This window comes from Mycobacterium sp. NGS49 (genome assembly GCF_059812565.1).
On the sequence record NZ_JCALCX010000008.1, the window covers coordinates 1 to 25,546 of the forward strand.

The window sequence follows — 25,546 nt, forward strand, 5'->3', positions numbered from 1 at the left end:
GCCGGTCGGCGCGGTCTGCGGAGCAGCCCCGTCGCCCGGACGCGGGCCAACCGACGGTCGGCTGGCGCCAGGTGCCGTGGCACCTTCGGACGGCACTGCACTAACGTTCCGGTCGGGCCCCAACTGAGCAGCCGCCTGGGCAGCATTCGTTTCTTCGGCGTCGGCGTAGCTTCCCGCCGTCTTATTCAAGAGTCGAACGAACTCCTCGTGAAACAGTTGCGCGCGAGAACTAAGCGTTTGGTACTCAACTCCGTGCGAAGCAAACAGCTGCGCTATTTCCCTAGAAACTGAATCGGCGCCGGGAGGTGAAAAAGCAGTGGTGCTCCCCGCAGCCGAAGCATTGGCCGCCGCCAGGCCAGTGCCAATGCGTTCGAGTTCAGCAGCCCCGGACATGAGCATTTCAATGGAAGCGGCGACGTGCGACACAACGTTCCTTTCGGAGGGGCTAGGAAAGCTTCGAGCGATTCACTGTGCATAGGTTGGTAACGACAGGGCCTGCGGGTGATCGCACCCGACTCAACGGAATGTTGTGCCGTTGAGACACCAAGCGCGAAGGACACTGCTCCAGCGACTTCAACCATCCAGTCGAAATCGCGGTCACCACCAGCAATTCCGTAGCCAGTAAGGTCGATTGGCGCTTTGGTCGCCGCCGCCCGCACCAGCTGTGGACACCCGGCCTCGACGGCTTCGAAGTACTTCTGCCCGGTGGCGGAACAGACCGGCCCCACCGAGCCTGCAGTGATCTCTGCGGATACCCATAGCCGAGTGCGCCGCAGGGGATCGCCACGAGATCGATCATGTCGGCCATTGGATTCCCTGTGTGAGCTGTCAAGTCCTGTCGAGACTCAACGAGAACACGGCCCGACCAACCGACGGAAATACCTATATCGCGTCGGCGTATTGGAAAAAGTTATGGCCGCAGACGACTGGTATCCGCCCGACCCCGCACAACGTTCCGCAGACGGTACAGCGACTGAAAGACGCACTCCACAGGTACGGCAACACAGTCCGGCAACCGCTGGGAATCCCGGAGCAAGGCGGCCTATCTAGCAGAGCCGCCGAGAGTCGCCGATTGCGGTTGGCAGGGTCGCGGTGGCGAGTACGCTACGTCCGGGCACAGCGCGCCACGAGTTCGGCACCAGTAAGGTCGCGTTTGGCGACGCGTCTGACGATGACGCTCTCGACGATCTCAGCGACCGCTTCAGCGGACCGAGACAACGGGTGCTCGTCAGACGACACTATCGAACCCGTCAGGTAGAGCGGGGGTTCCAGAGCGACCGGATTCGCCAGTCCCTGGGTGGTCACGTCAAGTTCGCCCCTGGGCAGCAACGTGATTCGAGAACCGGTACGAACCGCGGAAATAATGTCCGAATACGTCATCGCCTCGGTCTGCGGGTTGAAAGACAGGCCCCGCGCGGCCAGCGCCCTCTCCAGCCCTTGACGCAGAATGTTCGAAGCAGGCGGACACACGATGTCGTTTTCGGCGAGGATCACTTCAGCCGGCTTTTCGATCATCTCGCTGCGAGCGGCGAATAGGTATAACCGCTGCCGGTACAACTTCCGCCTGACCAACCGAGGCAACGGGTCAACTTCGAACAAGACGCCCAGATCCATGACGCGGTCGGCAATCATCGCCGCAATCGTTTCGCTGTCGACGCTCTTCAGCATTATCCGCACCTGCGGCAGTTCCTGCGCGCACTCTTTGAGGATGTCTGTGGCAAAAATGGACGCCATCGCGGTCGACATGCCGAGAACTACACTGCCGACGGGTTCAGCCGCGGAGTCCCTGAGCAACATCGGAAGGGCCTCGACCCGCCGCAGGATATCTAATGCCTCCCGGTACAGGACCTCACCCTGGACAGTCGGGCGAACACCGCGCGTGCTTCGCAGCAGCAAAGTCACGCCGAGCTCGGACTCCAGCGAAGCGATCTGCTGACTCAGGGACGGCTGCGCCACATAGATCTTCTGGGCCGCTCGCGAAAAGCTGCCGGCCTCGACAACGGTTACGAAGTAACTCAGATGACGCAGATTAAGCATCGATCAACCAGGCACCCCATCGAGCGGACCGTCGTGAGCACCCGCAGTCTGAGACGACCGGATAACGACGGAGACCCTTCGTCCAGAGTCTGCGCCTAGGTGCAACAATTGCATAATGCAATAATTATGCATATTCGCATATGTTGCGTCAAGCCCTGATCAGGTGAACAACCGGTTGACGCACGCAGTCACCGCGCGCAGCGCGGACTGTTTTGCATCCTGCGCCCACCCCATCGCCCATTGCGCGCCTGCACCGTTGGTACCCCGAACGAATGTCGCCGTGGTGTCCCCCGAGCACATCTGGTGAAATCTGAGTATTTCCAAGCGAATACCGCGGCCATGCAACATTGCGGTGAGCGCCGCGACTTCGCCCGCGGCGGCAGCAATCGATGTGTCAATGCGATCGCCGACGGCGATCACGGCGCGAAATCGCCGCGGCTCCGGACCCATCCGGCTGGCTGGCCGGCCGGCGTCAACGCATGACCAGTGCCCCAGTCGCACCGGGCCGGCGGTGCAGCCATAGGTGGCGACAAACCGCTCCCACGTCATGGCATCGGCCATTTCGCGCAGCCCGCGCGGTAGCGCCACACCGAAGTGGCGCGCGAACCACGCTTCGGCAGTGTCGGCGGCACCGAGCTGATGGAGCTCTTGGCTGAGGATGGTCATTGCGCCGGTCTTCTCTGGCTCGAAGGAGCGACCGACGGTAGTTGCTTCCGACCCACAGCGGGGGGTCGGTCTGGATCAGACCCCGCTGCGGGTGCCGGCTACTACGACACGCAGATAAAGACGCACGAGCCGAGACAGTAGACGGGGTGCTACCTGCTGCGCAACTGCATTTCCGCGTGACGTGAATGCAGATGCCCGATTTCACCACAAAACTGCTCGGGACCTGCATTGCCGGCGCTAGCATCCTGATAGCGATGCGAATCGCGAATAGGTGTGAATCTGCGAACGAAGGGTGTAGCTGGTGAACCCACGGAAATACGGCAAGGGAATTCAGACGCTCAAGGTCGCGGTTGCGGTGTTGGCGGCCGCATTCGCCTTGGCCTCAGCGGGTTGTGCGGCACAAACCGCGGGGTCCGTCGGCGGCAGCGTCGGCGGCGGCCAGACCCCTACCGGTTAGTCAAAGCGCCCTCAAGAACGTCGGGGGAACCCGCTGGGAACCGCTGCGCACGCAGTCGGTTCCCAGCGGGCTCACGTACCGGACATGGCATCGCTCATTCCCCTCAGCATGTATTTTCTCGAATTTCCGGCCGATCGCCGAGAAACCATCCGCTAGTCGCGACGCAGCGTTAGCATCACTGGCACTACCTTGCACACCAAAGCACGCCGCTGCACGGCGAGGAAGGGCCAGCACAATGCGCACCAAACGGAAGACCGTCCAAGCGGTCGGAGCCTTGATTTTCGCGGCGTTCGCACTGTTCGCCGTCGGCTGCAGCAATCAAATGGACTCACCGCGCGTGCCAGAGTTGCCCAGCTCGGGCATCTCGCAGTAGCCGGCCAGACAACGCTGCTGCTCTGACTCGTACCGGGCGGGTTGACGCCTGTCCGGGGTACGTCTTCGCTTGGCGTGCAATGGATCTCTTCTTCCTCTTTGCATATTCCCCGCGCGGACCGAACGCGCTAATGTGACGCAGGAAACACGCATGGCCGGAACGCCGCCCGTGCATTTCCTTCACCGAGGAAGGGCAGATGATGATGCCAGGTGCAAAGATGCGGACCGCAAAGATCGTCGGCGCCGTGTTGGTCGCTGTCTTCGCCGCGGCGTCGGCCGGCTGCACTATGAAGGCCCCGACTCCCGTGCCGCCGCCGGTGACGGTCCAACCAGAAGTTCCGAGTTAATACTCAGAAGTTCTGCGACGGGTTCAACCGCAGATACGCCTGAATGGTGGTGCCCTCTGCGGTGGTGTGCGTGCGTACCAAATCGGCCATCGCATTGACGAGGAACAGACCGCGACTGGCGGTGCCGCCCGCACCGGGACGCTTGAGTGCCACGAACGGGTCTTGTATCCGACCGCCGTCGCGGGCCTCGCACACCAGATGCTCATGGTGCCGCCAGAAGGCGAGCTGGCAGCAACCGCCGGCGTATTGCAGGCTGTTGGTCGCCAATTCGGTGGCGATCAGCTGCAGGTCGTCCAAACCGTCCGCGGACAGTCCGACCCAGCCTGCGTAGTCGGCAGCGAACGACCGCGCCGGACGCAGGTCCGCGCTGCGCCGGACCGTGTAGGTCACGGCACCCGGGTTGGGCGGGATCGGCTTGTTGCAGCGCGCCAGGACCGTGTCGGGAGCGTAGCCTTCGCTGTGCTGTGCGTCCCCGCCTTTCCACAGCAACGGGTGAGTGCTGCACGCGTCCGCCAGCACGTCGTCCGGCAGATGGGTCGCGTCGTAGAGGCACAGCCTTCTCATGTTCTGGTTCTTCAGCACGCCGTTGATCAGGGCCTCGTGCTCCATGCAGGCCAAGCACTCGTCGGTGGTGCGCCCTGGCCACACCAGTTGGCTCACGATCCGCACCCTTTGTGCCGAATGCTTCTCGGCGAACGCGCTTTCCATCGCCGAGAACCGGCTGGGGTTTCGCGCAACTTCGGTGACGTCGATCAGCCGCAGTTCGGCCTGTGACCCGACGCGCGCGGCGCCGAGCGCCGGGCCCAGCATCGCCAACCTGTCTCGGGGCACCGCAACCAATACCGGCTCGTCCACGGCGAATCCGTCGGCGGCGAATCGGACCACGAAATCCAGACATTCGCGTTCGGATTGATAGAAAAGCGCCGAATGAACACAGCCCCTGACCGAGCCCAAAGGCCTGATGTCCGTGCTCGTGGTCATCGAGACCCCCACTCAATGCATGTCAGCACGCCGCTGTGCCGACTATCACTTGAGTATCCCTGTACCCAGTCGCAGGCTTTGCTATGCGCGCCCCTGCCGTTGTGCGTGTCGCAATTACAGCCACCACGATGCCGCGGCGTCCAAGTGCCGCCGGATGCGGTAGCGGGCCAAGCTGTCGTCACCGGAACTGATCGCTTCGAGGATGCGCAGGTGAGCGGTCGCGACGGCGAGCACGTCCGTCGACGTCGGGTGGGTATGCCCGGTAGTGGACCAATGCCGACGGAACAGTTCGATGATGATGCGCAAGAACAGGTCGAGCATCGCGTTGCCGGCGAGCTGCGCCAGACCGATGTGAAAGCGGAACTCCTCGACGGCCACGTGGCGAGCATCATCCCCGGCTTCTCCGACAACACCGGACCAGCCGTGCGGGTCGAGGAAGGCCGCCACATCCGGATCGGTGCGCCGTTTCACGACGCGTGCCACATTGTCGATCTCGATGGCATCGCGCACGCAGCGCAGGTCGTCGCGGCTCGGTTTGCGGTACTGCAGGTAGAGCGCAATCGTGTCAATGCTGGCCTGGACCCGCGGCCTGGCGACCACCAAACCACCACCGGGTCCCCGGCGCATATGCGCGACCGCGTGAAATTCGAGCAAGCGCACCGCTTCCCGCAGTGCCGCCCGGCTCACCCGGTAGCGTTCCAGTAACGCCGTTTCGGTGCCGAATACCGAGCCGACCTGCCAGCCGCTGGCGGCGATGTCGTCGGCGATGTTGGCCGCCAACACCTCGGCGAGCTTGCCGCGCGGCGCTTCGGAGACGAGCGGGCGACGGTGGCCGGCGGAGCCGGGCCGACCCGCCGGGCCCCGGTGTTGCTGCAGCCAGGCCGTCACCCGCTCCACGTGGCGTTCGCTGAGCGTCTTGGCCCGGGCCGCATCACCGGCGGTGACGGCGGCGACGATGTCCGCGTGCGCACCGCGCATCCTGTGTGCCGCATTGGCCGCCTCATCGGCGGACTTCGTTCGCGAGGCGCGCGCATAACGTTTGGTGAGTCTCATCAAGACATCGATGAACAGTTGTAGCACCGGGTTTTTCGATTGCTCCGCCAGCGCGATGTGGAATTCGTCCCGCGGCGCCGGCAGGCCCGGCCGCCACTTTTCCTCGGCGTGCAATACCGAACGCAGCCGGCCGATTCCGGCCTCGTCGATGTGCTCGGCGGCCAGCGCCGCCGCCAGCGGCTCGAGTACCAGACGCGCGTTGAGCAGATCGCCCAGTGTCGTTCCCAGGTATTCGAGGTAGATCACCACTGCGCGGGTCGCCGGGCCGGCGTCGGGCGCACAGATGAGCAACCCGCCGTTGGGTCCGCGCCGCATTCGGGCCACCTGATGATGTTCGACCAGGCGGACGGCTTCACGGAGCACCGAACGGCTTGCGCCATAACGTTGTTGAAGCGCGGCTTCGGAGCCTAGCGACTCCCCGACCGCCCACCCGCGACGGACAATGTCCTCCTCGATACGGCGGGCGATCTGTGCGGCTCGCTTATCCTCCCGGACCGCGTCCGGTTCCGCGGTCACCACCGGCTCAGCATGTGAGCAGCATGCATCCCGCGACGGGACCACCACCCACCGAAACCACACCGACCTCGGGGCGCTGGTCCACCTGACGCTCCCCCGCCTCGCCGCGCAACTGCAGGCACCCCTCGTGCAGCGCCCAGTACCCGTGCATGCGACCTGCCGAAAGTTGACCGCCGTAGGTGTTGAGCGGCAGCCGACCATCCCTGGCGATGCTGCCACCGCCCTCCACGAATGGGCCGGCCTCGCCGTCGCCGCACACTCCGAGCGCCTCCAGCCATGCGAGGGTGAGATAGGTGAACCCGTCATAGAGCTGCGCGATGTCGAGGTCGGCCGGCGTCAGCACCGTCCGTGACCACATCTGGGCCGCGGCATCCGACATCGCCATCTTCGGGTAATCCTTGCGGTGGAACCATCCTCCGGCGCCGTCGGAACCGCCGATCGCCTCGACTCGGACGGGGCGGTGCGGGCAGTCCTCGGCGTATTCGGCGTGGGAAACGACTACGGCGACCGAGCCGTCGATGGGCACGTCGCAATCCAGCAGCCCGAACGGCGTCGACACCGGCCGGGCCGCCAGATAGTCCGCCATCGTCATCGGGTCTCGGTAGACCGCAAGGGGATTCAGCGCGGCGTTGCGACGGCCGTTGAGGGCGATCCAGCCCAGCTGCTCCTTGGTGGTTCCGTACAGTTCCATGTGCCGCCGGCAGTTCAGCGCCAGCCAGTTGGCCGCGGAATAGGCATGCGCGGCAACCAGATCGTTGATGTCGTCCATTGCGCCGACGGCAGGCCGCTCGCCTTCGGGTGCATCGAACATGCGGGCAAGAGGCGGAGCGGGCGCATCTTTGTCCTGCAGGACGGTGCCGCCCAGCATCTGGATGGTGCGGTACACCACCACATGGTGAGCACGTCGCTCGGCGACCGCGCGGCACGCCGACATCACCGGGCTCAGCAGACCCCCCGTGCCGAACCCGCTGCCGCAGTCGGCCGCATCGATATGCAGGTCGGCGTTGACCTCTGCGGCCGGCGTGTCGCCAAGCGTCGCGATGCCATCGACGTTGGCCGCGTGCAGTCCGGCGTCGTCGATGGCGCTGCGCACGGCCTCCATCGTCAGATCCCGTCCGGGAATCCCGGTGCGGCGTCCGATCCGCGAGATACCGATGCCGGAGACGATGGCGTCTTTTTCGAAGTACTTCATCTGCACCGCCCGTAGAAGAAATCACGCGACACGCCAGACCCGAAACTGCTCGAATTGAGTGTACTGTATTGGTCGTGTCGGCCGACTCGACTTCCGCACTGATGATCGAGCACTGCGCAAAGTGCGCGTACTGGGTGCATCCCGCGGTCGGCCAATGCCGCGACTGCGGCGGGCCGCTGGAAGCCAAGCCGGTGTCCGGATACGGCACGGTGTTCACCTACACGGTGAATCATCATCCCTACAATCCCGAGATCCCTACCCCGTACGTCATCGCGCTGGTCGAACTTATCGAACAGGACGGACTCCGGGTCGCCGCCAATATCGTTGACTGCGAACCGGATTCGGTGGCTTGCGGAATGCCCGTCGCCATCAGGCCGGAGCGGGGCAGCGCCGGCGCCCCCCTGTTCGCCCCGGCGCCATAGCTGCGCCCTAGCTGCGCCATAGCTGCGCCATCGCTGCGCGAGCAGACGCAAAATCGCACAAAATCTTGGACTCTGATGCGATTTCGCGTCTGCTCGCGGGGCCCGGCTCGCGGGGCCCGGCTCGCGGGGCCCGGCTCGTGGGGTCCGGCTCGCGGGGCCCGGCCTCAGTTGATCAGCGGGTCGCGCGGCATGCCCAAAATCCGCTCGGCGATCTGATTGCGGGTCACCTCCGAGGTGCCGCCGGCTATCGCCATGCCGCGCGCACCCATCACCATGCGCCCGGCCAGCGCAGCGGGTCCGTCCAGCAGGGCGGTCTCGGGCCCGGCGAGGGCCGTCGAAATGGCCGCACCCTCGATCATGTGGTCGGCAAGCTTCAGCTTGGTGACATTGCCCTCCGGGCCGGGGCCTGTGCCCTCCACGCTGCGGGCCGCGCGGCGCAGGTTCAGCAGTCGCAGCGCGTTCTCCTCGGCCAGATAGGTTCCGACCCGAATCACCGCGCCCGCCAACTGGTCCGAACGCCGCTGCGCCTGCTTCACCAGTTCGCCCGCCAGCCCCTCATAGAACGAGCCGCTGCCGCCGATGCTGACCCGCTCGTTGCCCAGGGTCGCCCGCGCCACCGTCCACCCGGAGTTGGGCGCACCCACCACGTCCTCGTCGGGCACGAACAGGTCGTTGAAGAACACCTCGTTGAACTCCGCGCCACCGGTGATCTGCCGTAGCGGACGCACCTCCACCTCGGGGGCCTTCATGTCCACGATGACAGTGGTGATGCCGGCATGCTTGGGCGCCTCCGGGTCGGTGCGGACCGTGGCCAGGCCGCGCGCGCAGTACTGCGCGCCACTCGTCCACACCTTCTGCCCGTTGATCTTCCAGCCGCCGTCCACCCGGGTGGCCCGGGTCTTGACCGACGCGGCATCCGAGCCCGCCTCCGGTTCGGAGAACAACTGGCACCAGATCTCGTCCTTGCGCAGCGCCTTCTCCACGAATCGTTCGATCTGCCAATCAGTTCCGTGCTGGATCAGCGTGAGAATGACCCACCCGGTAATCCCGTAGTCGGGGCGCTTGATGCCCGCTGCGCGGAACTCCTCCTCGATGACGAGCTGCTCCACCGCGTCGGCGGCACGGCCCCACGGCTTGGGCCAGTGCGGCATCACGTAGCCCGTTGCGATCAGCCTGTCGCGCTGCGCCTGCTTGTCCAGGGCGGCGAGTTCGGCCGCGTCGGCCCGGATCTGGGTGCGTAATTCCTCGGCTTCCGGCGGGAGGTCGAGGCTGTTCTCCCGGACCACACCGGCCGCGGTCAGGTCGAAGACATCGCGGGCCGGCGCGTTGCCGCCGAGCAGAGCCGACGTCACCAAAGCGCGCCGCAGGTGCAGGTGCGCGTCGTGCTCCCAGGTGAATCCGATGCCGCCGTGCACCTGGATGTTGAGTTCCGCATTGCGCGCGTAGGCGGGGAACGCCAGCGTGGCGGCCACTGCCGACACCAGCCGGAACTGATCTTCATCCTCCGACGCCGCACGGGCGGCGTCCCACACGGCGGCCAGCGCGGACTCGGCCGCCACCAGCATGTTGGCGCAATGGTGTTTCACCGCTTGGAAAGTGGCGATGGTGCGGCCGAACTGCTTGCGCACCTTGGCATACTCGACCGCCGATTCGACGCAGTCGGTCGCACCGCCCACCGCTTCGGCCGCCAGCAGCGTCCGCGCCCGGGCCAGAGCCGACGCGGCCGCGCCGGACAGGATGTCGTCGTCGGTCACCGGCACGTGGTCCAGGCGTACGCGTCCGGAGCGTCGGGTCGGATCGAGGTTCTCCGGCACCTCGATGGAGATGCCGGACCGGCCGCGGTCCAGCACGAGCACATCGTCGCCGGCGGCGAGCACGAGCACGTCAGCCAGCCCCGCACCCAGCACGACCCCGGCGTCGCCGTCGGCGACACCGTCGGAAACCCGCACGCCGCCAACCAAACCGACGCCGGCGGTGACGGTTCCGTCGATCAGCCCCGGCAACAGCCGCGTCTGCTGATCGGCGGTGCCGTCGTACGCGATCACCGAAGAAGCGATCACCGTCGGCACGAACGGCCCCGGCGCCACGGCGCGGCCGAGTTCTTCGATCACCACCACCAATTCCGGCAGGCCGTAACCGGATCCGCCGTGCTCTTCGCCGATGTGCAGGCCGAGCCAGCCGAGTTCGACGATGCCCTGCCAGAACGCGGGCCGCGCCTCCTCCGGCGCGTCGAGCAGTGACCGTGCCGCTGCCCGAGCCTTCTGCGAGGTCAGGAACCCGCGGGCTACCTCGGCGAGTTCGCGGTGGTCGTCGGTCAGTGCGATACCCATGCGGGTCCTCCTCGCGGCGCTGCTGATTCCCTAAAGAGTGTACTCAATGCGCTGCGGGTGGCCCGCCCCGGCCGGGGTGCTACCTGGGCGCGAACCGCTGCCCCGCGTCCAGGCGCAGGCACTGACCGTTGAGCATCGGATTGTCCACGATGGCGGCGACCAGTTTGGCGTATTCCTCGGGCCGGCCGAGTCGCTTGGGGAAGGCGGCGTCCTTGGTGAGGGCCGCGGCGAATTCGTCCGGGATGCCCTGGGTCAATCCCGTGGCGAAAAGGCTCGGCGCTATTGCCAGGACCCGGATCCCGAGCGAGCCGAGGTCGCGTGCCATGGTCAGGCACATGCCCGCGATGCCGGCCTTCGCGGCGGTGTAGGCGACCTGCCCGATCTGGCCCTCGAACGCCGCGATCGACGCGGTGTTGATGATGACGCCACGCTCCTCATCTTCGGGGTCGTTCTTGGCCATGTGCGCGGCCGCCAGCCGGCTGATGTTGAAGGTGGCGATCAGGTTGAGGTCGATGACGGATTGGAAGGACTCGAGGTCGTGCGGGCCGGACTTGGTCATGGTCCGCTTGGCGATGCCGCCGCCGGCGGTCGTCACCGTGACGTGCAGGCCACCGAGATCGTCGACGGCGGACTGCAGCGCCTGCTCGGTGCCGGCGAAGTCGGTGACGTCGACCGGATAGAACTTGCCGTCGACACCCTCGGCCACCGACTTGCCGTCCGAACTCTCCCGGTCGAGTATCGCGACCCGGGCGCCCCGCTCGTGCAGAAGTTCCGCGCTGGCCCGTCCCATCCCCGAGGCGCCGCCGATCACGACGACATTCTTTCCGCTGATCTCCACCCGAACCTCCAATATCTGGGTTGTCACATCGCCTGCAATTTGTAACGTTAACCCGTCACGCTAGCGTGCCCGGCCCGACGCCTTGTCACCGAGCCATGCCAAGCTCGAAACCGTGCTCCTCATCGACGTAGCAAGCACCTCGCTCAAGGTGGGCGCCACCTCGTCGCGGCTGAGCAAAGTCGCCCTCATCGCCGACCTGTTGCGCGGTACCGCCGCCGATCCCGTGCTGGTCGCGACGGTGGTGTCGTGGCTGTCCGGCGAGCTGCGGCAACGCCAGATCGGCGTCGGCTGGGCCTCGTTGCGGTCCCTTCCGCCGCCCGCACCGGATCCGACGCTGACCGTGGCTCGGGTGAACGCGACCTTCACCGAGATCGGCGCCGTCTCGGGCAAGGGGGCCCAGGCGCGGCGCGCAGCCCTGATCGCCGGACTGTTCGCTGCCGCGACCGACACCGAGCAGACCTTCCTGCTGCGGCTGCTCGGCGGCGAACTGCGCCAGGGCGCGCTGATCGGCATCATGAGCGACGCCGTGGCCAAGGCCGCCGGGCTCCCAGCCGCCGCGGTGCAACGGGCGACGATGCTGGGCGGGGACCTGCCGGCCGTCGCGGCGGCGGCTTTGACCGGCGGATCGCTGGACGCGTTCACGCTGCAGGTCGGCCGGCCGGTCGGCCCGATGCTGGCGCAGACCGCGACCGACGTCGCCGGTGCACTCGAAAGTCACCACGGCACAACGATTTTCGAAGCGAAGCTGGACGGCGCGCGGGTGCAGATCCACCGTCGAGGGCAGGATGTCACGGTCTACACCCGCAGCCTCGACGACGTCACCGCGCGGCTGCCCGAGGTGGTCGAGGCCACGCTGGCCCTGCCGGTGACCGAACTGATCGCCGACGGCGAGGCGATCGCGCTGCGCCCGGACAACCGTCCGCACCGCTTCCAGGTCACCGCGTCCCGATTCGGTCGATCCGTGGATGTGGCCGCCGCGCGCGACCGGCAACCTCTTTCGGTGTTCTTCTTCGACATCCTGCACCGAGACGGCACCGACCTGCTGGATGAGCCGACCACCGAACGGCTGGCCGCGCTGGACGCGCTGGTGCCGGCCGGGCACCGGGTTGATCGGCTGGTCACCTCCGATGCGGCGGACGCGGCAGCGTTTCTGGACGCGACGCTGGCCGCCGGGCATGAAGGGGTGATGGCCAAGGCGCCCGAAGCGCCCTACCAGGCCGGACGCCGCGGGGCGGGTTGGCTGAAGGTCAAGCCCGTGCACACCCTCGACCTGGTGGTGCTCGCCGTGGAGTGGGGCTCGGGACGGCGTCGCGGGAAGCTGTCGAACATCCATCTCGGCGCGCGTGACCCGGAATCCGGCCAGTTCGTGATGGTGGGCAAGACCTTTAAAGGCATGACCGACACCATGCTGGACTGGCAGACCCAGCGGTTCACCGAGCTCGCTGTCGACGGCACGGACGGATACGTCGTGCAGGTCAGGCCCGAGCAGGTGGTGGAGATCGCCCTGGACGGTGTGCAGGCGTCGTCGCGCTACCCCGGCGGTGTGGCGCTGCGGTTCGCCCGGGTAGTGCGCTACCGCGACGACAAGAGCCCCGCCGAGGCCGACACCATCGACGCGGTTCGCGCCATGTACTGACCCCCGCGCCGCGCGCCCGCCAAGTCCTCAGCCGACTGTGGAATGGACGACGAGACACGCCGTGTCGAGCGTCGGTAGATTCACACTCGCGGACGGGCGCTGGAAGGGAGTTCGGTTGGACGGCGATATCAGCTATATCCGCACCGACCCGGACCTGCCGCCCGTCGCAATCCTCGACCGCTCGCCGATCAGCCTCAGACACAAGGTGGTATTCGGCCTGATCGCCGTCATCGGCGCCATCGCCTGGGGGATCATCGCCTTCGTCCGCGGCGAAACCGTGAACGCGGTGTGGGTGGTGGTCGCGGCGGCCTGCACCTACGTCATCGCGTTCCGGTTCTACGCCCGCTTCATCGAAACCAAGATCGTGCGCCCCCGTGACGATCTCGCGACCCCGGCGGAAATGTGCGACGACGGCACCGACTACGTACCGACCGACCGGCGGGTGGTGTTCGGCCACCATTTCGCCGCGATCGCCGGCGCCGGTCCGCTGGTCGGGCCGGTACTGGCCACCCAGATGGGTTACCTGCCCAGCAGCATCTGGATAGTCGTCGGCGCGGTACTCGGCGGATGTGTGCAGGACTACCTCACGTTGTGGATCTCCACCCGCAGACGCGGCCGTTCGTTGGGCCAGATGGTTCGCGACGAGCTCGGCGCCATCGCCGGGACCGCAGCTCTGGTCGGCATACCGGTGATCATGACCATCCTGATCGCGGTGCTGGCGCTGATCGTCGTGCGCGCCCTGGCGGAAAGCCCATGGGGCGTCTTCTCGATCGCCATGACCATCCCGATTGCCCTCTTCATGGGCTGCTACCTTCGCTTCTTGCGTCCGGGACAGATATCGGAGGTGTCGGTGATCGGGGTGGGACTACTCCTGCTGGCCGTGATCTCCGGTGACTGGGTTGCCCGAACATCCTGGGGCGCAAGGTGGTTCACCCTGTCGCCGGTCACGCTGGCCTGGCTTCTGATCGGCTACGGACTGGCGGCCTCGGTACTGCCGGTGTGGCTGTTGCTTGCCCCGCGTGATTATCTGTCGACGTTCATGAAGGTGGGCACCATCGCGCTTCTCGCGATCGGCGTGTGCGTGGCCCATCCGGTCCTGGAGGCACCCTCCGTCTCGCGGTTCGCCATCAGCGGCGACGGCCCGGTGTTCGCCGGGTCATTGTTCCCGTTCCTGTTCATCACCATCGCGTGCGGTGCGCTGTCGGGATTCCACTCACTCGTGTGCTCCGGTACGACGCCGAAGCTGCTCGAGAAGGAAGGCCAGATGCGCCTGATCGGCTACGGCGGGATGATCACCGAGTCGTTCGTCGCCGTCATCGCACTGCTCACGGCGTCGATTCTGGACCAGCACTTGTACTTTGCGATCAATGCTCCGTCGCCGCAGACCCACGACACCGCGGCCACCGCCGCGCGGTACGTCAACGGGCTTGGCTTGACCGGGGCGCCGATGACCGCCGACCAGATCAACCAGGCCGCCGCCGGCGTCGGCGAGAAGACGATCGTCTCGCGCACCGGCGGAGCACCGACCCTGGCCTTCGGCATGTCCGAGATCCTGCACCGGGTGTTCGGCGGCACCGGCCTCAAGGCGTTCTGGTACCACTTCGCGATCATGTTCGAGGCGCTGTTCATCCTGACCACCGTCGACGCCGGCACCAGGGTCACGCGTTTCATGGTTTCCGACGCACTCGGCAACCTGGGCGCCGCCATGCACAGGTTCCGCAACCCCAGCTGGCGCCCCGGCGTCTGGCTGTGCAGCCTGATCGTGGTTGCGGCGTGGGGCAGCACGCTGCTGCTCGGGGTGACAGACCCGCTGGGTGGCATCAACTCGCTGTTTCCGTTGTTCGGTATAGCCAACCAGCTGCTCGCCGGGATTGCGCTGACCGTCATCACGGTGATCGTCATCAAGAAGGGCCACCTGAAATGGGCCTGGATCCCCGGTGTTCCGCTGTTGTGGGATCTTTCGGTCACCCTCACCGCCTCATGGCAGAAGATCTTCTCCGGGGACCCGAAGGTCGGTTACTGGACGCAGTACTTCCAGTACTCGGCTGCCAGGCAGGCGGGCAAGACGGCATTCGGTTCGGCGACCGACGCGCGTCAGCTCGACGACGTTATCCGCAACGCGTTGGTGCAGGGCACCTTGTCGGTCGTCTTCGCCGCGGTCGTCGTCGTGGTGGTGGTATCCGGAGTCATTGTGTCGCTCAGCGTTATTCGAGGTTCGGGTAAGCCCTTGAGCGAGGACGCTGAGATGAACTCCCGGCGATTCGCGCCCGCCGGATTGATTCCCACGCCAGCCGAGCGAGACGTCCAGCGTCAATGGGACGCGAGGGCGACAAGAGTCAAGCTGTCGACCGATACCTGAACGTCGACTTGCGAGCGGCCCCTGCACGACTGCCAGGTGCGTTCCCGTCCCGCGGGCCGGCCAGGAACAATTCTGCGGCGCGCCACCACGCCCGGCACGGCGCGCTGGTGACCGGGTGGTGCCGAACTGCTTTGCCGGGCCCTAGAATTGTGCGGGATGAGAGTCGGTATCGACTTCGGCACCACCCACACCGTTGCTGCGGTCGTCGACCGGGGCAACTACCCGGTGGTGGCCTACGACGGCGTCGACGCGTGGCCGTCGGTGATAGCGGCCAACCCCGGCGGCGAGTTGCGCTTCGGCCTCGATGCCGCCGCCGTGCGCCACGAACCCGGCTGGGAGGTGCTCCGGTCGTTCAAGCGGCTGCTCAACGACGCAGGTCCGCAGAGCACGGTGCAGCTGGCCGGCCGCGAATACCGATTGGCCGACCTGCTCACCGGCTTTCTGGCTCAACTGAAGAGCGACCTCCTCCAGCGCTCGAACGCCGGCGCCGCCCGCGGTGAGGCGGTCCAGGCGGCGATCAGCGTTCCCGCCAATTCGTCTAGCGCGCAACGTTTTATCACGCTCGATGCCTTCGCTGCGGCCGGTTTCGAGGTCGTCGCGCTGTTGAACGAGCCGTCCGCCGCGGGACTGGAGTACGCCCACCGCTACCGCTCGACGATCACCGCCAAGCGCGAGTACGTCCTGATCTACGACCTGGGCGGCGGCACGTTCGACGCCTCGCTGTTGAAGATGGCCGGGCACGTCAATGAGGTCGTGGTCAGCGAGGGGATTCAACGCCTGGGCGGCGACGATTTCGACGAAGCCATCGCACAGTTGGTCCTGGCCGACTCGCAACTACCGAGACTGACCGGCGGGTCCCACGAGCTGCTGCTCGAGGAATGCGCCACCCGAAAGGAGGCCGTGGGGCCGCAGACCCGGCGTTTCCTGGTGGACCTCGCGGTGGTCGACGGTGTAGACCGGCCTCCGTTCTCGTGTCCGGTCGACGATGTCTACGCGGCGTGTGCGCCGCTCGTCGACAAGACCACGGAGCTTCTTTCGCGTGTCCTGCACGACCCGGTCGGGGACGGCAGGGACGTCCCCTGGTCGGAAGTGGCGGGCATCTATGTGGTGGGCGGTGCGGGCAGCTTTCCCATCGTTTCGCGCATGCTGCGCGCGAGCTTCGGCGACAAGCGGGTCAAGCGCTCGCCCCACCCCTTCGCCGCGACAGCCATCGGGCTTGCGGTCTTCCTGGATACCGAATCCGGTTTCGTTCTGTCCGAACGCTTTTCACGGCATTTCGGAGTCTTCCGGGAGGCGCACGCCGGCACGGACGTCGTCTTCGACCCGATCGTGCCCAAAGACGCAGCCCTGCCCGCCGACGGCCGCACCCCGTTGGTGGTCAGCCGGAGGTACCGGGCGGCGCACAACATCGGGCATTTCCGGTTCGTGGAATGCAGCCGCGTGGTCAACGGACGACCCGATGGCGACGTCACGCCCTACGATCCGGTGCTGTTCCCGTTCGACCCGGCCCTGAGCGACCGCGATGACCTGGGGCGCCAACCGGTGGGCCGCTGGCAGGAGGGGCCCGACGTCGAGGAGGTCTACACCGTGGGACCTACCGGCGCGGTGGAGGTGACCCTCACCACCGAACCAACCGGCATCCGGCGCACCTTCCGGCTGGAACGGCGGGGCCATGGAGTTCTATGACGTCCTGCGGAGCACCTTCGCGGCGCGGGAGTTCACCGACGATCCCCTGCCCGACGACGTCCTGTACCGCATCTTCGACAACGCCAGATTCGCCCCCAGCGGAGGTAACCGGCAGGGTGCGCATATCACCGTGGTTCGCGACCCCACTGCTCGCCGGCGACTCGCAGAATTGGGCACCACCGCGGCCCGTCGTTATTTCGCCCAGCTGAAGGCCGGCGAAAACCCTTGGAATTCCTTGCATCCCAGTGCCGTGCCGCAGCACGTCATCGACGACACCGAGGTTCCGGAGACGTTCGGGACCCCGCTGATCAACGCCCCGGTCGTCCTGGTTGTCTCCGTGGACCTGAATGTGGTGGCCGCATTGGATCAGGAGTTGCAGCGAGTCGGCCTCGCCGGCGGCGCGTCGGTGTATCCACTGGTGTGGGGCATCTTGTTGGCAGCGCGCAACGAAGGGTACGGCGGCACCATCACCACGATGGCCATTCCACGAGAAGACGCGGTCCGCGGGCTGCTGGGGATTCCTGACGGGCACGCCGTGGCGGCGGTGGTACCGCTCGGCAGGCCACTGCGCCAGCTGACCACGCTGCGGCGCCGGGCCGTTCCTGAGTTCGTCACGCAGGAACGCTACGACGGAACTGCATTTGCCGGCTGATGGCAATTCTCAAACGGTTTTGGTGGTGCCGACGTAGGACAACACCACGTCGGATTCGTCGGTGATGCGGGTGAGGGTCGAATAGGAGCGGATGAAGGACTGGCCGACGCACCCGTCGATCTTGATGTGGAAGTCGCTGACCATTACCCAGGGGTTGGGGCCCTTGAACTCTTTCCTGACCACCGGCACCACGACGACGAACCCGGGTTTGAGCCCCACGCTGACCAGACCGTTGTATGACGGGGTGATCACCGGCACGAGAAGCGGAGGCTGACCAGGCCCCAGCGGCAGCTCGGCGCCGATCGAAGGGGAGATGCCACCGCCCTGGGTCTGGGTGACGCCGTTGGCCGTGCTCATATCGATGCCGCAGCCAATCTCATAACCCACCTCCAAGACGCCGTGCGGTGGTTCCGGCCCGGATAGCGAAGCGACGAACACACCGCTGGAAAGGTATTCTCGCGACGACACTGCCGTGATCAGAGCCGGGACGGGCACCTGTCTTTCGTCCTTGGCGCCTAGTGCCAAAGTCCACCCGTCGGGGGTACTGATCCGCGCCGGCGTCCCGGGCGGCACGAACCCGTCGGCCGACTGTGCCGCACCGGACACAGGCTCGGCGTCGGGTTGCGCGTTCGCCGGCGCCGTCGTCAGCGTTGAGACGCACATAGCGATTAGCGCGGCACGGCGAACCACCGCGGGAATCCGCATCACGACCCCCACGGTATGCACCGGCACCCAGCTCACGACTGCGCCGCATTGCGCAACTCGGAGTTGTTGTGCGTTTGTAGCTCATTTGCGATGTGCACGCGCCTGCACGAACGCGTGGCGAGTAAACTCGCAAGCAATGCGGCCCGATCGTCCGGGAGGGCAACCTATGACACGCCACAGATGGGCTTCGGCGCTTTTGGCCATCCTGATCGCGGTGACCGGGCTGCTGGGTAGCTGCGGCGTCGCTCGCGCCGACCCCGACGACGACGGCGACCCGCCAATCCTCGACGATCTGCTGATCATCGTCGCTCCTGGATTGGCTGGGGGTCCCCTGGAGCGGCCCGCGAAGGAGCACGGCGTTGGCCCGCAAGACTGGACCAGTAGCGGAATGTACTGTCAGAACGCACACGTCCGGTGTCAGAAGATGGGATTCTAGGTCGATCAGGGCAAGCTACGACTCCGTTCCGCCTGCTGGCTCCAACGCCTTCGACGGGAGGAAGTTCCCCGGTGTCCACCTGGCTCATCACGGGTTGTTCGACCGGCCTCGGCCGCGCCCTGGCCGAGGCTGCGGTAATGGCCAACCACAACGTCGTCGCCACCGCACGCGATGTCGCGACGGTGACCGGCCTGGCCGACACCACCGCGGATCGGGTACTGGCCGTGGCCCTGGATGTCACCGAGCCTGAGCAGATCACCAAGGCCGTGCAGCAGGCCACCGAGCGATTCGGCGGCATCGACGTCCTGGTGAACAACGCGGGCTACGGGTATCGCGCCGCCATCGAAGAGGGCGACGACGCGGATGTGCGCGCCTTGTTCGAAACTCACTTCTTCGGCACCGTCTCGATGATCAAGGCGGTGCTGCCGGGCATGCGGGAGCGCCGCTGCGGTGCGATCGTGAACATGTCCTCGATCGGCGTTCAGCTGACACCGGTGGGATCGGGCTACTACTCGGCGGCCAAAGCCGCCGTCGAGGGCATGAGCGGGGCGTTGCGGGGCGAGCTTGCGCCGCTGGGCATTTCGGTCACCGTCATCGAACCCGGCGCCTTCCGAACCGATTTCGCGGGACGTTCGCTGACGCAGTCGGCTGCCGTCATCGACGACTACGCCGACACCGCCGGCCGCCGGCGCAAAGAGAACGACACGATGCACGGCACTCAGATAGGTGACCCCGTCAAGGCGGCCCGGGCCATCATCACCGCAGTCGAATCCGACGAGCCCCCAGCCTTCCTGCTGCTCGGCGGGGACGCCCTGTTCTCCTATCGTCACATCGCCGAACGTCGGGCCGGCGAGATCTCGGCCTGGGAAGACCTCACCACCAGCACCAACCTGGCGACCTGAGGCGCATGCGACCGAGGGCGTCATGATCGTCACCTATTTGGCCGATGCCGGCGGTGCAACGGCCTTGGCGGCGGCCGGCTTCGTTGCGCTCGTCTTCGCCGCCGTGGGGTTGGCGCTGTTGATCATCGGGTTGCGAAGGCGTTCGGCGGCCCGCCCCCGGCCTCCGATCGGTTACCCACCGGGCTATCCCACCGGGTTCCCCGGTTACCCCGGGTACTACCAGCCGATGCCGCAGCGACCACGCAGGTCCGGCGGGAGTCTGATCGTCACCGGCAGCGTGTTTCTCACGCTGAGTGCACTCGGTGTCGTCGGCACGGTGGCCCTGGTCGCCGGACGCAGTTCGCGCCTGGCGGTGGGTGACTGCTTCACCAACGAAATCCTGGACAAGCGGCACTGGAAGTCCACCAGCTGCCGCAACCCCGACGCAGTGCTGGAGTATGCCGCCGAGGTGGACTCCGCCGGGAACTGCCCGGACGGCAGGCTCGAAAGCAGCTCCTACCTCTCCGTGGAGCATGACGGTTCTCGTCGCTGTTTCATCCCGAATCTTCTTGTGGACCATTGCTATTCATCCGATCACAACGGCGAGACGATCCGCGTGGCCAGTTGTGCGGCCGGCGGCGCGGTAGTCCGGATCCGCACCCGGCTGGACGACAGAGTCGACACCACCGCCTGCCCGTCGGGCACGCGCACCGTCACATTTCCGCGGCCGAAGCGGACATATTGCAGCGAGCGTGCGGGCGGAATCATCTGAGTCGCGTCGAATGATCCCGTCGCAGGCGCGACTTCGACAAAAGCGCATCCACCGCATAGCGGCCCGGGCCCAGGAAAATCAACAGGAAGAAGCCGAAGCAGAACAGAATCGCCGGAGTCCCGCCGTTGCCGTCGGGCGGGTTCGAGATCGGCCACAGGGTCAGTGGTTGATGCATCCAGAAGTATGCGACCGCCATCTGGCCGGAAGCGACGAAGGCGACGGCCCGGGTGAACAGTCCGACCGCGATCAACAGCCCGGTAACGAGTTCGATCACCCCGGCGTACCAGCCCGGCCAGTCACCGATTCCAATCACCTGCCCCGACGACACGGGCCAGTCGAAAAGGATCATCGAGCCGTAGCCGGCAAAGAGAAAGCCGTAGACCAACCGGAACAGGCTCAGCACTGCCGGCGACGAGCCGGCCAGGCGGCGGTCGAGAGTGTTCGTCATATCCTTCACGTTACGATCCCCCGGTCCTGGCCGAAATTGTGGGATCCATGTCCATAACGCCACTCACCGTGCTGCGGCCCCGCCCCTTACCGTCGGAAACATGCACACCATCCCAGACTTGATTGACTCCGAGGTAGCGCGCGCGGCAATAGAATTCGCCCGATCCACCGAGTCGGCAGCGGTGTTCAACCATAGCGTACGCAGTTATCTGTTCGGCGAATCGCTGGCGGCGCACGAAGGTTTACGGTCAGGCTCCGATTTCGACAGCGAGACCCTGTTGCTGGGCTGCGTCCTGCACGATCTCGGTGCCGGCACCGCCGCTGCCGGCAAGGAGCGCTTCGAGATCGAGGGTGCGGACCTCGCCGCAACCCTGCTGACCGAGCATGGCTGCGACCGCGCGGTGGTGGATGCGGTATGGGAAGCGATCGCGTTGCACAGTTCGTTCGGAATAGCCCAGCGCCGCGGCCCGATCTGCTATCTGGTCAACGGTGGCGTGGCCATCGATTTCGGCCTCAATGCCGAATTCGTCGACGACGACGCGGCCGCGGCCATTCACGACCGTTACCCACGTCTTTCCATGGCGAAAGCGCTGACCGACGCCATCGTCGCCCAGGCTCAGCGCAGTCCCGAAGCGGCGCTTCCGTACACCATGGCCGGGGAGGTGTTACGCGAACGTCGCGAGGGCGGCACCACGCGACTGGAGCAGATGGCCGCGCTCGGCCGGTGGGGTGAGTGATCGCCTCATAGCGCCAACGCCGATCCCTTCATGTACATTTGTACATGTACATGTGTACACAAGGAGGGTTACCGTGGCTTATCTGTTGCTTTTCGGCGCAATCTTCGTGGAGGTCGTGGCGACCAGCCTGCTCAAGGGCACTGACGGATTCACGCGACTCTGGCCCACGGCGGTTTGTCTGCTCGGTTACGCCGTGTCATTCGCGCTGCTGGCCATGTCGATCGCGCGGGGAATGCACACCGATGTCGCGTACGCGTTGTGGTCGGCGATCGGTACGGCCGCGATCGTATTCATCGCCGTGGCGTTTCTGGGATCACCCTTGTCCGCGGCGAAGGTGATCGGTGTCGGCCTGATCGTTGCGGGAGTGGTCACGCTCAATCTCGGCGGTGCCCATTGAGTCCGGCCGAACGCCGTCCGCGCGACCCGGCGGGTCGCCGGCAGGCGATCGTCGAAGCGGCCGGCCGGGTGATCGCCCGGCATGGGCTCGGCCGCCTGACGCACCGGCTGGTGGCGGCCGAAGCGGATGTCCCGGTGGGTTCAACGACCTACTATTTCAGCGACCTCGGCGAACTGCGGGAAGCGGCGCTCGCCCACGCGGCCACCACCTCGGCCGAGTACTTGGAGCATTGGCGGCGCGAATTGGACGCCGGCAGCGAACTACCGGCTGCCCTGGCCCGGCTCACCGCCGAGTACCTGGCCGACCACGACCGGTATAGGACGCTCAACGAGCTGTATCTGGCGGCAAGTTATCACTCTGAACTGCGGCCGCTGGCGCGGCTGTGGAACGAAGGTGTGGTGGCGTTGCTGGCGCCGCGTGTCGGGCGTCGGGCCGCCGACGCCATCGCGGTGTTCCTCGACGGCGCAATGCTGCATCCGCTGGCGACGGGCACTGCGCTGAGCACCGATGCGCTGACCGAAGCCATCACTGCTCTTCTCACCCTATAACGGCTACCGGGACTTGCGGCAAGGGCCGGGTCATGCCGCACAATTGCTGGCCGGACGCCGGGGCTTGGAGTTCAAGAGGCGAAATGGGGGCTGAATTGCGCGAATCGACTGATCCGCAGGGATCTGTCACGGGATACGACGCGGAATTGGACTTCGAGCAGGACTACGTCACCGGGCTATATGCGCGGCTCGACGAGGAACGGGCTGAAGCGAAGTCGCGGTACCGCAACGCTTTACGCGGTGACGGCGAAACACCTATGGACCGCGATGTCGAGTTGCGCGCGCTGGGCCGCCGGATCAAGCGATTGGATATCGCCGACGACGGGTTGTGTTTCGGCCGCCTGGACGGTGTCACCGGCAACCGGTCCTATATCGGACGCATCGGCCTGCTCGACGAGGACAACGATTACCAACCGTTGTTGCTCGATTGGCGGGCACCGGCAGCCCGTCCGTTCTACACGGCCACCGCAGCCAACCCGGAGGGCATCCGGCGGCGCCGCCAATTCCACACCCGCGGGCGCCGCGTCGTCGACTTCACCGACGAAGTCCTGGGTCGCCCCGACGAGCACGACCATTGCGAAAGTTCAAGCGACGCAGCCCTGCTCGCCGCGATCGAGGCGCCGCGCGGTGACGGGATGCGCGACATCGTGGCGACGATCCAGGCCGAACAGGACGCAATCATCCGGCTCGATCACTCCGGTGTGCTGGTGATCGAGGGCGGCCCCGGTACCGGCAAGACGGTGGTCGCACTACACCGCATCGCCTACCTCCTGTACACGCAGCGCGAGCGAATGGAGCGCCACGGCGTTCTCGTGATCGGGCCGAATCCGGCGTTCCTGGACCACATCAGTCACGTGCTGCCATCGCTGGGCGAATCCACCGTGGTGTTCATGACCGTCGGCGATCTGGTGCCCGGCCTGCACATCACCGAAGAGGATGAACCGAATGCGGCACGCCTGAAAGGATCACTCGACATTCTCGATGTACTCGCGGCCTCCATAGCCGATCACCAACGGCTGCCTGAAGATCCGCTGCTCATCAAGCTCTCCGATGTCACCTTGCAGATCGACGCCGAGACAGCACAGTGGGCCAGGGAGGAGGCGCGCGCCAGTGGGCTGCCGCATAACGCCGCCCGCGCCGCGTTCACCGACATCGTCACGTGGGTGCTGACGGAGCGAGCGATCGGCAAGATCGGCCGGGGCTGGCTGACCCGCTCGGATCGAGCCGCATGGGAGAAGCTTCGCGAGGAGCTGATCGAGGAGCTCGCCGACAACGCAGCATTCGCCGCCGCGCTCGACCAGCTGTGGCCGATCCTGACCCCGGCGGCGCTCTTGTCCTCGCTGTTCGAGTCCCCCGAGAGGCTGCGCGCGGCAGGCGCCGATCCGGCGCTGCGGCGCGAGATCGGTGACGCGTGGACGGTGTCCGATGTGCCGCTGCTGGACGAACTGGTGGACCTGCTGGGCGTGAACAAGGAAGCCGAGGAAGTCGCCAGAAGGACTGTCGAACGGGAGCAGGCCGAAGAGGCGGCCTATGCCGCCGGTGTGCTCGACCTCATGGTCAGCCGCGAGGACCTGATGGACGACGAGGACCAACTGCTGGCCCAGGACCTGCTCCACGGCGAGGACCTGGCCGAGAGGTTCGTTGAGCGCGACCTGCGCGACTTGGCGGAACGCGCTGCGGCCGACCGCAGTTGGACATACCGGCACGTGGTGGTCGATGAAGCCCAGGAGCTGTCCGAAATGGACTGGCGGGTGCTGATGCGACGGTGCCCGGCCCGGTCCTTCACGGTGGTCGGCGATCTCGCGCAACGACGGTCATCGGCCGGAGCGATGTCCTGGGACGCGATGCTGCGACCGTATGTGCCCGGCCGCTGGGTCTACCGGTCGCTGACGGTGAACTACCGCACGCCGGCCGAGATCATGGCCGTCGCCGGCGCACTGCTCGCCGAGTTCGCCCCCGGTGTGCTGCCGCCTGAGTCGGTCCGCGCCTGCGGGGTGCGGCCGTGGTCCCGGCAGGTCGAACCGGGCCAACTCGCCTCCGCCATCAAAGAATTCGTCGATGACGAAGCCGCGCGCGAAGGCACCAGCGTCGTGATCGGACCGCCGGAGATTTCGGGTGCGGTGGCCCCCTCGGCGACCAAGGGCCTGGAGTTCGACGCCGTCCTGGTGGTGGATCCGCAACGCATCCTGGCCGATGGCCCGCGCGGCGCCGCCGAACTCTACGTCGCCCTCACCCGCGCCACGCAGCGCCTCGGCGTCCTGCATCAGGAGCCGCTGCCGCCGGTGCTGAGCGGCTTGGCACCCAGGTCGTCGTCGATGTAGCGCTGGATGTTCGGTGCGATGGCGGCGAGTACCTGCTCTTCCGACATGGAGGCCACGGGCTCGATCTGCCAGATGTATCGAACCAGGGCTAAGCCGATCAGTTGACTGGCGATCAGGCCGCTGCGCCGGAGCCGATCGGTCTCGTCGGTACCCAGCGTTGATCCGCCGATCAGGCTGCGCTCCACCACCATGCGCAACTTCTCCCGGGTGCGTTCGTCATGCGCGGCGGTCAGCACGACGGCCCGCAGTACCGGGCCGATCTCGTCGTCTGACCAGGCGCCGAGCACCGTACGCACCAGGCGGACGCCCAGTTCGTCGCGCGGGGTAGCCCACGTCTGGGCCACGGTTTCCAGCCATCTGGCCGGCGGGTCGGTGGCCGCGTCGAGCAGGCGCTCCTTGGAACCGAAGTAGTGATACACCAGGGCCGGGTCGACGTCAGCAGCACGTGCGACGGCGCGGATGGTGGTCCCGGCCCAGCCGTGGGTGGCGAATTCCTGCCTGGCGGAGTTGAGGATTCGCGCCTGCAGCACACCGCGCTCGTCGCGCGGCCCAGGGGTGACCGCCTTCTTCGCCATATATTTCATCGTAGTGTGAGACTCCACGAACGGTCGAAACCGCGCGGTGGGCTGCCGTTCATTTTTCGTCACGCATTTGTCTGCCCGGTGTGGAAACATCGCCGCCAGACTTTCCTAGGAACAGGACCCGCGATGACTGATCTTGATCAGACACCCTCCGACGAAATTCCGGCCACCGGCCCC

General features: G+C 66.3%; 24 protein-coding genes. 13 read left to right on the plus strand and 11 right to left on the minus strand.

Annotated elements, in window-relative coordinates:
* The 3 genes from AC5Y7D_RS09890 to AC5Y7D_RS09900 all read right to left on the minus strand — a co-directional run.
* The coding region (locus AC5Y7D_RS09890; protein ID WP_499923592.1) for a PE family protein at positions 1-426 on the minus strand (426 nt) is incomplete at its 3' end.
* A gap of 678 nt (positions 427-1,104) precedes the next feature.
* Positions 1,105-2,037 (minus strand): LysR family transcriptional regulator, encoded by a 933-nt coding sequence (locus AC5Y7D_RS09895; protein WP_499923593.1) that lies wholly within the window; start codon positions 2,035-2,037, stop codon positions 1,105-1,107.
* A 159-nt stretch (positions 2,038-2,196) separates the two neighbouring features.
* Complete coding sequence (locus AC5Y7D_RS09900; RefSeq protein ID WP_499923594.1) at positions 2,197-2,703, minus strand: homocitrate synthase; 507 nt, start codon at positions 2,701-2,703, stop codon at positions 2,197-2,199.
* A gap of 301 nt (positions 2,704-3,004) precedes the next feature.
* On the opposite strand from AC5Y7D_RS09900, the gene AC5Y7D_RS09905 reads away from it, so the two are divergent.
* Positions 3,005-3,160, plus strand: a complete 156-nt coding sequence (locus AC5Y7D_RS09905; RefSeq protein WP_499923596.1) for a hypothetical protein — start codon at positions 3,005-3,007, stop codon at positions 3,158-3,160.
* A 722-nt stretch (positions 3,161-3,882) separates the two neighbouring features.
* On the opposite strand, the gene AC5Y7D_RS09910 is transcribed toward AC5Y7D_RS09905, so the two are convergent.
* The 3 genes from AC5Y7D_RS09910 to AC5Y7D_RS09920 form a co-directional block, all read right to left on the minus strand.
* Positions 3,883-4,860: an anti-sigma factor RsbA family regulatory protein gene (locus AC5Y7D_RS09910; RefSeq protein ID WP_499923597.1), complete on the minus strand. Its 978-nt coding sequence runs from the start codon at positions 4,858-4,860 to the stop codon at positions 3,883-3,885.
* 114 nt (positions 4,861-4,974) lie between these two features.
* Positions 4,975-6,429 (minus strand): FadR/GntR family transcriptional regulator, encoded by a 1,455-nt coding sequence (locus AC5Y7D_RS09915; protein WP_499923879.1) that lies wholly within the window; start codon positions 6,427-6,429, stop codon positions 4,975-4,977.
* Between the two features lie 7 nt (positions 6,430-6,436).
* On the minus strand, positions 6,437-7,621 hold the full coding sequence (locus AC5Y7D_RS09920; protein ID WP_499923598.1) for a thiolase family protein: 1,185 nt from the start codon (positions 7,619-7,621) through the stop codon (positions 6,437-6,439).
* A gap of 101 nt (positions 7,622-7,722) precedes the next feature.
* Here AC5Y7D_RS09920 and AC5Y7D_RS09925 point away from each other — a divergent pair, with 101 nt between their 5' ends.
* Positions 7,723-8,043: a Zn-ribbon domain-containing OB-fold protein gene (locus AC5Y7D_RS09925; protein WP_499923880.1), complete on the plus strand. Its 321-nt coding sequence runs from the start codon at positions 7,723-7,725 to the stop codon at positions 8,041-8,043.
* 164 nt (positions 8,044-8,207) lie between these two features.
* On the opposite strand, the gene AC5Y7D_RS09930 is transcribed toward AC5Y7D_RS09925, so the two are convergent.
* Both AC5Y7D_RS09930 and AC5Y7D_RS09935 read right to left on the minus strand, forming a co-directional pair.
* Positions 8,208-10,373, minus strand: a complete 2,166-nt coding sequence (locus AC5Y7D_RS09930) for an acyl-CoA dehydrogenase family protein (RefSeq protein WP_499923599.1) — start codon at positions 10,371-10,373, stop codon at positions 8,208-8,210.
* A gap of 79 nt (positions 10,374-10,452) precedes the next feature.
* Positions 10,453-11,211, minus strand: a complete 759-nt coding sequence (locus AC5Y7D_RS09935; protein ID WP_499923882.1) for an SDR family NAD(P)-dependent oxidoreductase — start codon at positions 11,209-11,211, stop codon at positions 10,453-10,455.
* A 112-nt stretch (positions 11,212-11,323) separates the two neighbouring features.
* Between AC5Y7D_RS09935 and AC5Y7D_RS09940 the strand changes: the two genes are divergently transcribed.
* From AC5Y7D_RS09940 to AC5Y7D_RS09955, 4 genes are all read left to right on the plus strand, one after another.
* On the plus strand, positions 11,324-12,847 hold the full coding sequence (locus AC5Y7D_RS09940) for an ATP-dependent DNA ligase (RefSeq protein ID WP_499923600.1): 1,524 nt from the start codon (positions 11,324-11,326) through the stop codon (positions 12,845-12,847).
* A 115-nt stretch (positions 12,848-12,962) separates the two neighbouring features.
* The gene (locus AC5Y7D_RS09945) at positions 12,963-15,206 is read left to right on the plus strand and encodes a carbon starvation CstA family protein (RefSeq protein ID WP_499923602.1); all 2,244 of its coding nucleotides are present in this window, start codon (positions 12,963-12,965) and stop codon (positions 15,204-15,206) included.
* A gap of 156 nt (positions 15,207-15,362) precedes the next feature.
* Positions 15,363-16,892 carry an Hsp70 family protein gene (locus tag AC5Y7D_RS09950; protein WP_499923604.1) on the plus strand — a complete coding sequence of 510 codons (1,530 nt, stop codon included), beginning with the start codon at positions 15,363-15,365 and terminating at the stop codon, positions 16,890-16,892.
* Positions 16,879-17,544, plus strand: coding sequence for a nitroreductase family protein (locus tag AC5Y7D_RS09955; protein ID WP_499923605.1), 666 nt, complete (start codon positions 16,879-16,881; stop codon positions 17,542-17,544). Before AC5Y7D_RS09950 ends, AC5Y7D_RS09955 begins: the two co-directional genes overlap by 14 nt.
* A gap of 9 nt (positions 17,545-17,553) precedes the next feature.
* Here AC5Y7D_RS09955 and AC5Y7D_RS09960 read toward each other — a convergent pair whose 3' ends face one another.
* Positions 17,554-18,207 carry an MspA family porin gene (locus AC5Y7D_RS09960; RefSeq protein ID WP_499923606.1) on the minus strand — a complete coding sequence of 218 codons (654 nt, stop codon included), beginning with the start codon at positions 18,205-18,207 and terminating at the stop codon, positions 17,554-17,556.
* 208 nt (positions 18,208-18,415) lie between these two features.
* On the opposite strand from AC5Y7D_RS09960, the gene AC5Y7D_RS09965 reads away from it, so the two are divergent.
* The 3 genes from AC5Y7D_RS09965 (at position 18,416) to AC5Y7D_RS09975 (ending at position 20,338) form a co-directional block, all read left to right on the plus strand.
* Positions 18,416-18,685 (plus strand): hypothetical protein, encoded by a 270-nt coding sequence (locus tag AC5Y7D_RS09965; RefSeq protein WP_499923608.1) that lies wholly within the window; start codon positions 18,416-18,418, stop codon positions 18,683-18,685.
* 71 nt (positions 18,686-18,756) lie between these two features.
* Positions 18,757-19,587 carry an oxidoreductase gene (locus AC5Y7D_RS09970; RefSeq protein WP_499923610.1) on the plus strand — a complete coding sequence of 277 codons (831 nt, stop codon included), beginning with the start codon at positions 18,757-18,759 and terminating at the stop codon, positions 19,585-19,587.
* A gap of 22 nt (positions 19,588-19,609) precedes the next feature.
* Positions 19,610-20,338, plus strand: a complete 729-nt coding sequence (locus AC5Y7D_RS09975; protein WP_499923612.1) for a hypothetical protein — start codon at positions 19,610-19,612, stop codon at positions 20,336-20,338.
* On the opposite strand, the gene AC5Y7D_RS09980 is transcribed toward AC5Y7D_RS09975, so the two are convergent.
* Entirely contained in the window at positions 20,331-20,786 is a 456-nt protein-coding gene (locus AC5Y7D_RS09980) for a DoxX family protein (protein WP_499923613.1), read from the minus strand. The two genes, AC5Y7D_RS09975 and AC5Y7D_RS09980, sit on opposite strands and share 8 nt — an antisense overlap.
* Before the next feature lie 100 nt (positions 20,787-20,886).
* Here AC5Y7D_RS09980 and AC5Y7D_RS09985 point away from each other — a divergent pair, with 100 nt between their 5' ends.
* The 4 genes from AC5Y7D_RS09985 (at position 20,887) to helR (ending at position 24,788) form a co-directional block, all read left to right on the plus strand.
* Positions 20,887-21,522: an HD domain-containing protein gene (locus AC5Y7D_RS09985; protein WP_499923614.1), complete on the plus strand. Its 636-nt coding sequence runs from the start codon at positions 20,887-20,889 to the stop codon at positions 21,520-21,522.
* A 73-nt stretch (positions 21,523-21,595) separates the two neighbouring features.
* On the plus strand, positions 21,596-21,919 hold the full coding sequence (locus AC5Y7D_RS09990; RefSeq protein ID WP_499923615.1) for a DMT family transporter: 324 nt from the start codon (positions 21,596-21,598) through the stop codon (positions 21,917-21,919).
* The gene (locus AC5Y7D_RS09995; RefSeq protein WP_499923616.1) at positions 21,916-22,467 is read left to right on the plus strand and encodes a TetR/AcrR family transcriptional regulator; all 552 of its coding nucleotides are present in this window, start codon (positions 21,916-21,918) and stop codon (positions 22,465-22,467) included. The genes AC5Y7D_RS09990 and AC5Y7D_RS09995 overlap by 4 nt, the downstream gene beginning before the upstream one ends.
* Before the next feature lie 83 nt (positions 22,468-22,550).
* The gene (gene helR / locus AC5Y7D_RS10000) at positions 22,551-24,788 is read left to right on the plus strand and encodes an RNA polymerase recycling motor ATPase HelR (RefSeq protein WP_499923617.1); all 2,238 of its coding nucleotides are present in this window, start codon (positions 22,551-22,553) and stop codon (positions 24,786-24,788) included.
* On the opposite strand, the gene AC5Y7D_RS10005 is transcribed toward helR, so the two are convergent.
* Positions 24,731-25,372: a TetR/AcrR family transcriptional regulator gene (locus AC5Y7D_RS10005; protein ID WP_499923619.1), complete on the minus strand. Its 642-nt coding sequence runs from the start codon at positions 25,370-25,372 to the stop codon at positions 24,731-24,733. The genes helR and AC5Y7D_RS10005 overlap by 58 nt on opposite strands.
* Positions 25,373-25,546: the final 174 nt, after the last annotated feature.

Excerpts from the sequence above, each read along its gene's own strand:
- AC5Y7D_RS09895 (WP_499923593.1), bottom strand. The coding sequence starts at position 2,037 with ATGCTTAATCTGCGTCATCTGAGTTACTTCGTAACCGTTGTCGAGGCC.
- AC5Y7D_RS09900 (WP_499923594.1), bottom strand. The coding sequence starts at position 2,703 with ATGACCATCCTCAGCCAAGAGCTCCATCAGCTCGGTGCCGCCGACACT.
- AC5Y7D_RS09910 (WP_499923597.1), bottom strand. The coding sequence starts at position 4,860 with ATGACCACGAGCACGGACATCAGGCCTTTGGGCTCGGTCAGGGGCTGT.
- AC5Y7D_RS09920 (WP_499923598.1), bottom strand. The coding sequence starts at position 7,621 with ATGAAGTACTTCGAAAAAGACGCCATCGTCTCCGGCATCGGTATCTCG.
- AC5Y7D_RS09925 (WP_499923880.1), top strand. The coding sequence starts at position 7,723 with ATGATCGAGCACTGCGCAAAGTGCGCGTACTGGGTGCATCCCGCGGTC.
- AC5Y7D_RS09930 (WP_499923599.1), bottom strand. The coding sequence starts at position 10,373 with ATGGGTATCGCACTGACCGACGACCACCGCGAACTCGCCGAGGTAGCC.
- AC5Y7D_RS09950 (WP_499923604.1), top strand. The coding sequence starts at position 15,363 with ATGAGAGTCGGTATCGACTTCGGCACCACCCACACCGTTGCTGCGGTC.
- AC5Y7D_RS09955 (WP_499923605.1), top strand. The coding sequence starts at position 16,879 with ATGGAGTTCTATGACGTCCTGCGGAGCACCTTCGCGGCGCGGGAGTTC.
- AC5Y7D_RS09960 (WP_499923606.1), bottom strand. The coding sequence starts at position 18,207 with ATGTGCGTCTCAACGCTGACGACGGCGCCGGCGAACGCGCAACCCGAC.
- AC5Y7D_RS09965 (WP_499923608.1), top strand. The coding sequence starts at position 18,416 with ATGACACGCCACAGATGGGCTTCGGCGCTTTTGGCCATCCTGATCGCG.
- AC5Y7D_RS09975 (WP_499923612.1), top strand. The coding sequence starts at position 19,610 with ATGATCGTCACCTATTTGGCCGATGCCGGCGGTGCAACGGCCTTGGCG.
- AC5Y7D_RS09980 (WP_499923613.1), bottom strand. The coding sequence starts at position 20,786 with ATGACGAACACTCTCGACCGCCGCCTGGCCGGCTCGTCGCCGGCAGTG.
- AC5Y7D_RS09985 (WP_499923614.1), top strand. The coding sequence starts at position 20,887 with ATGCACACCATCCCAGACTTGATTGACTCCGAGGTAGCGCGCGCGGCA.
- helR (WP_499923617.1), top strand. The coding sequence starts at position 22,551 with ATGGGGGCTGAATTGCGCGAATCGACTGATCCGCAGGGATCTGTCACG.
- AC5Y7D_RS10005 (WP_499923619.1), bottom strand. The coding sequence starts at position 25,372 with ATGAAATATATGGCGAAGAAGGCGGTCACCCCTGGGCCGCGCGACGAG.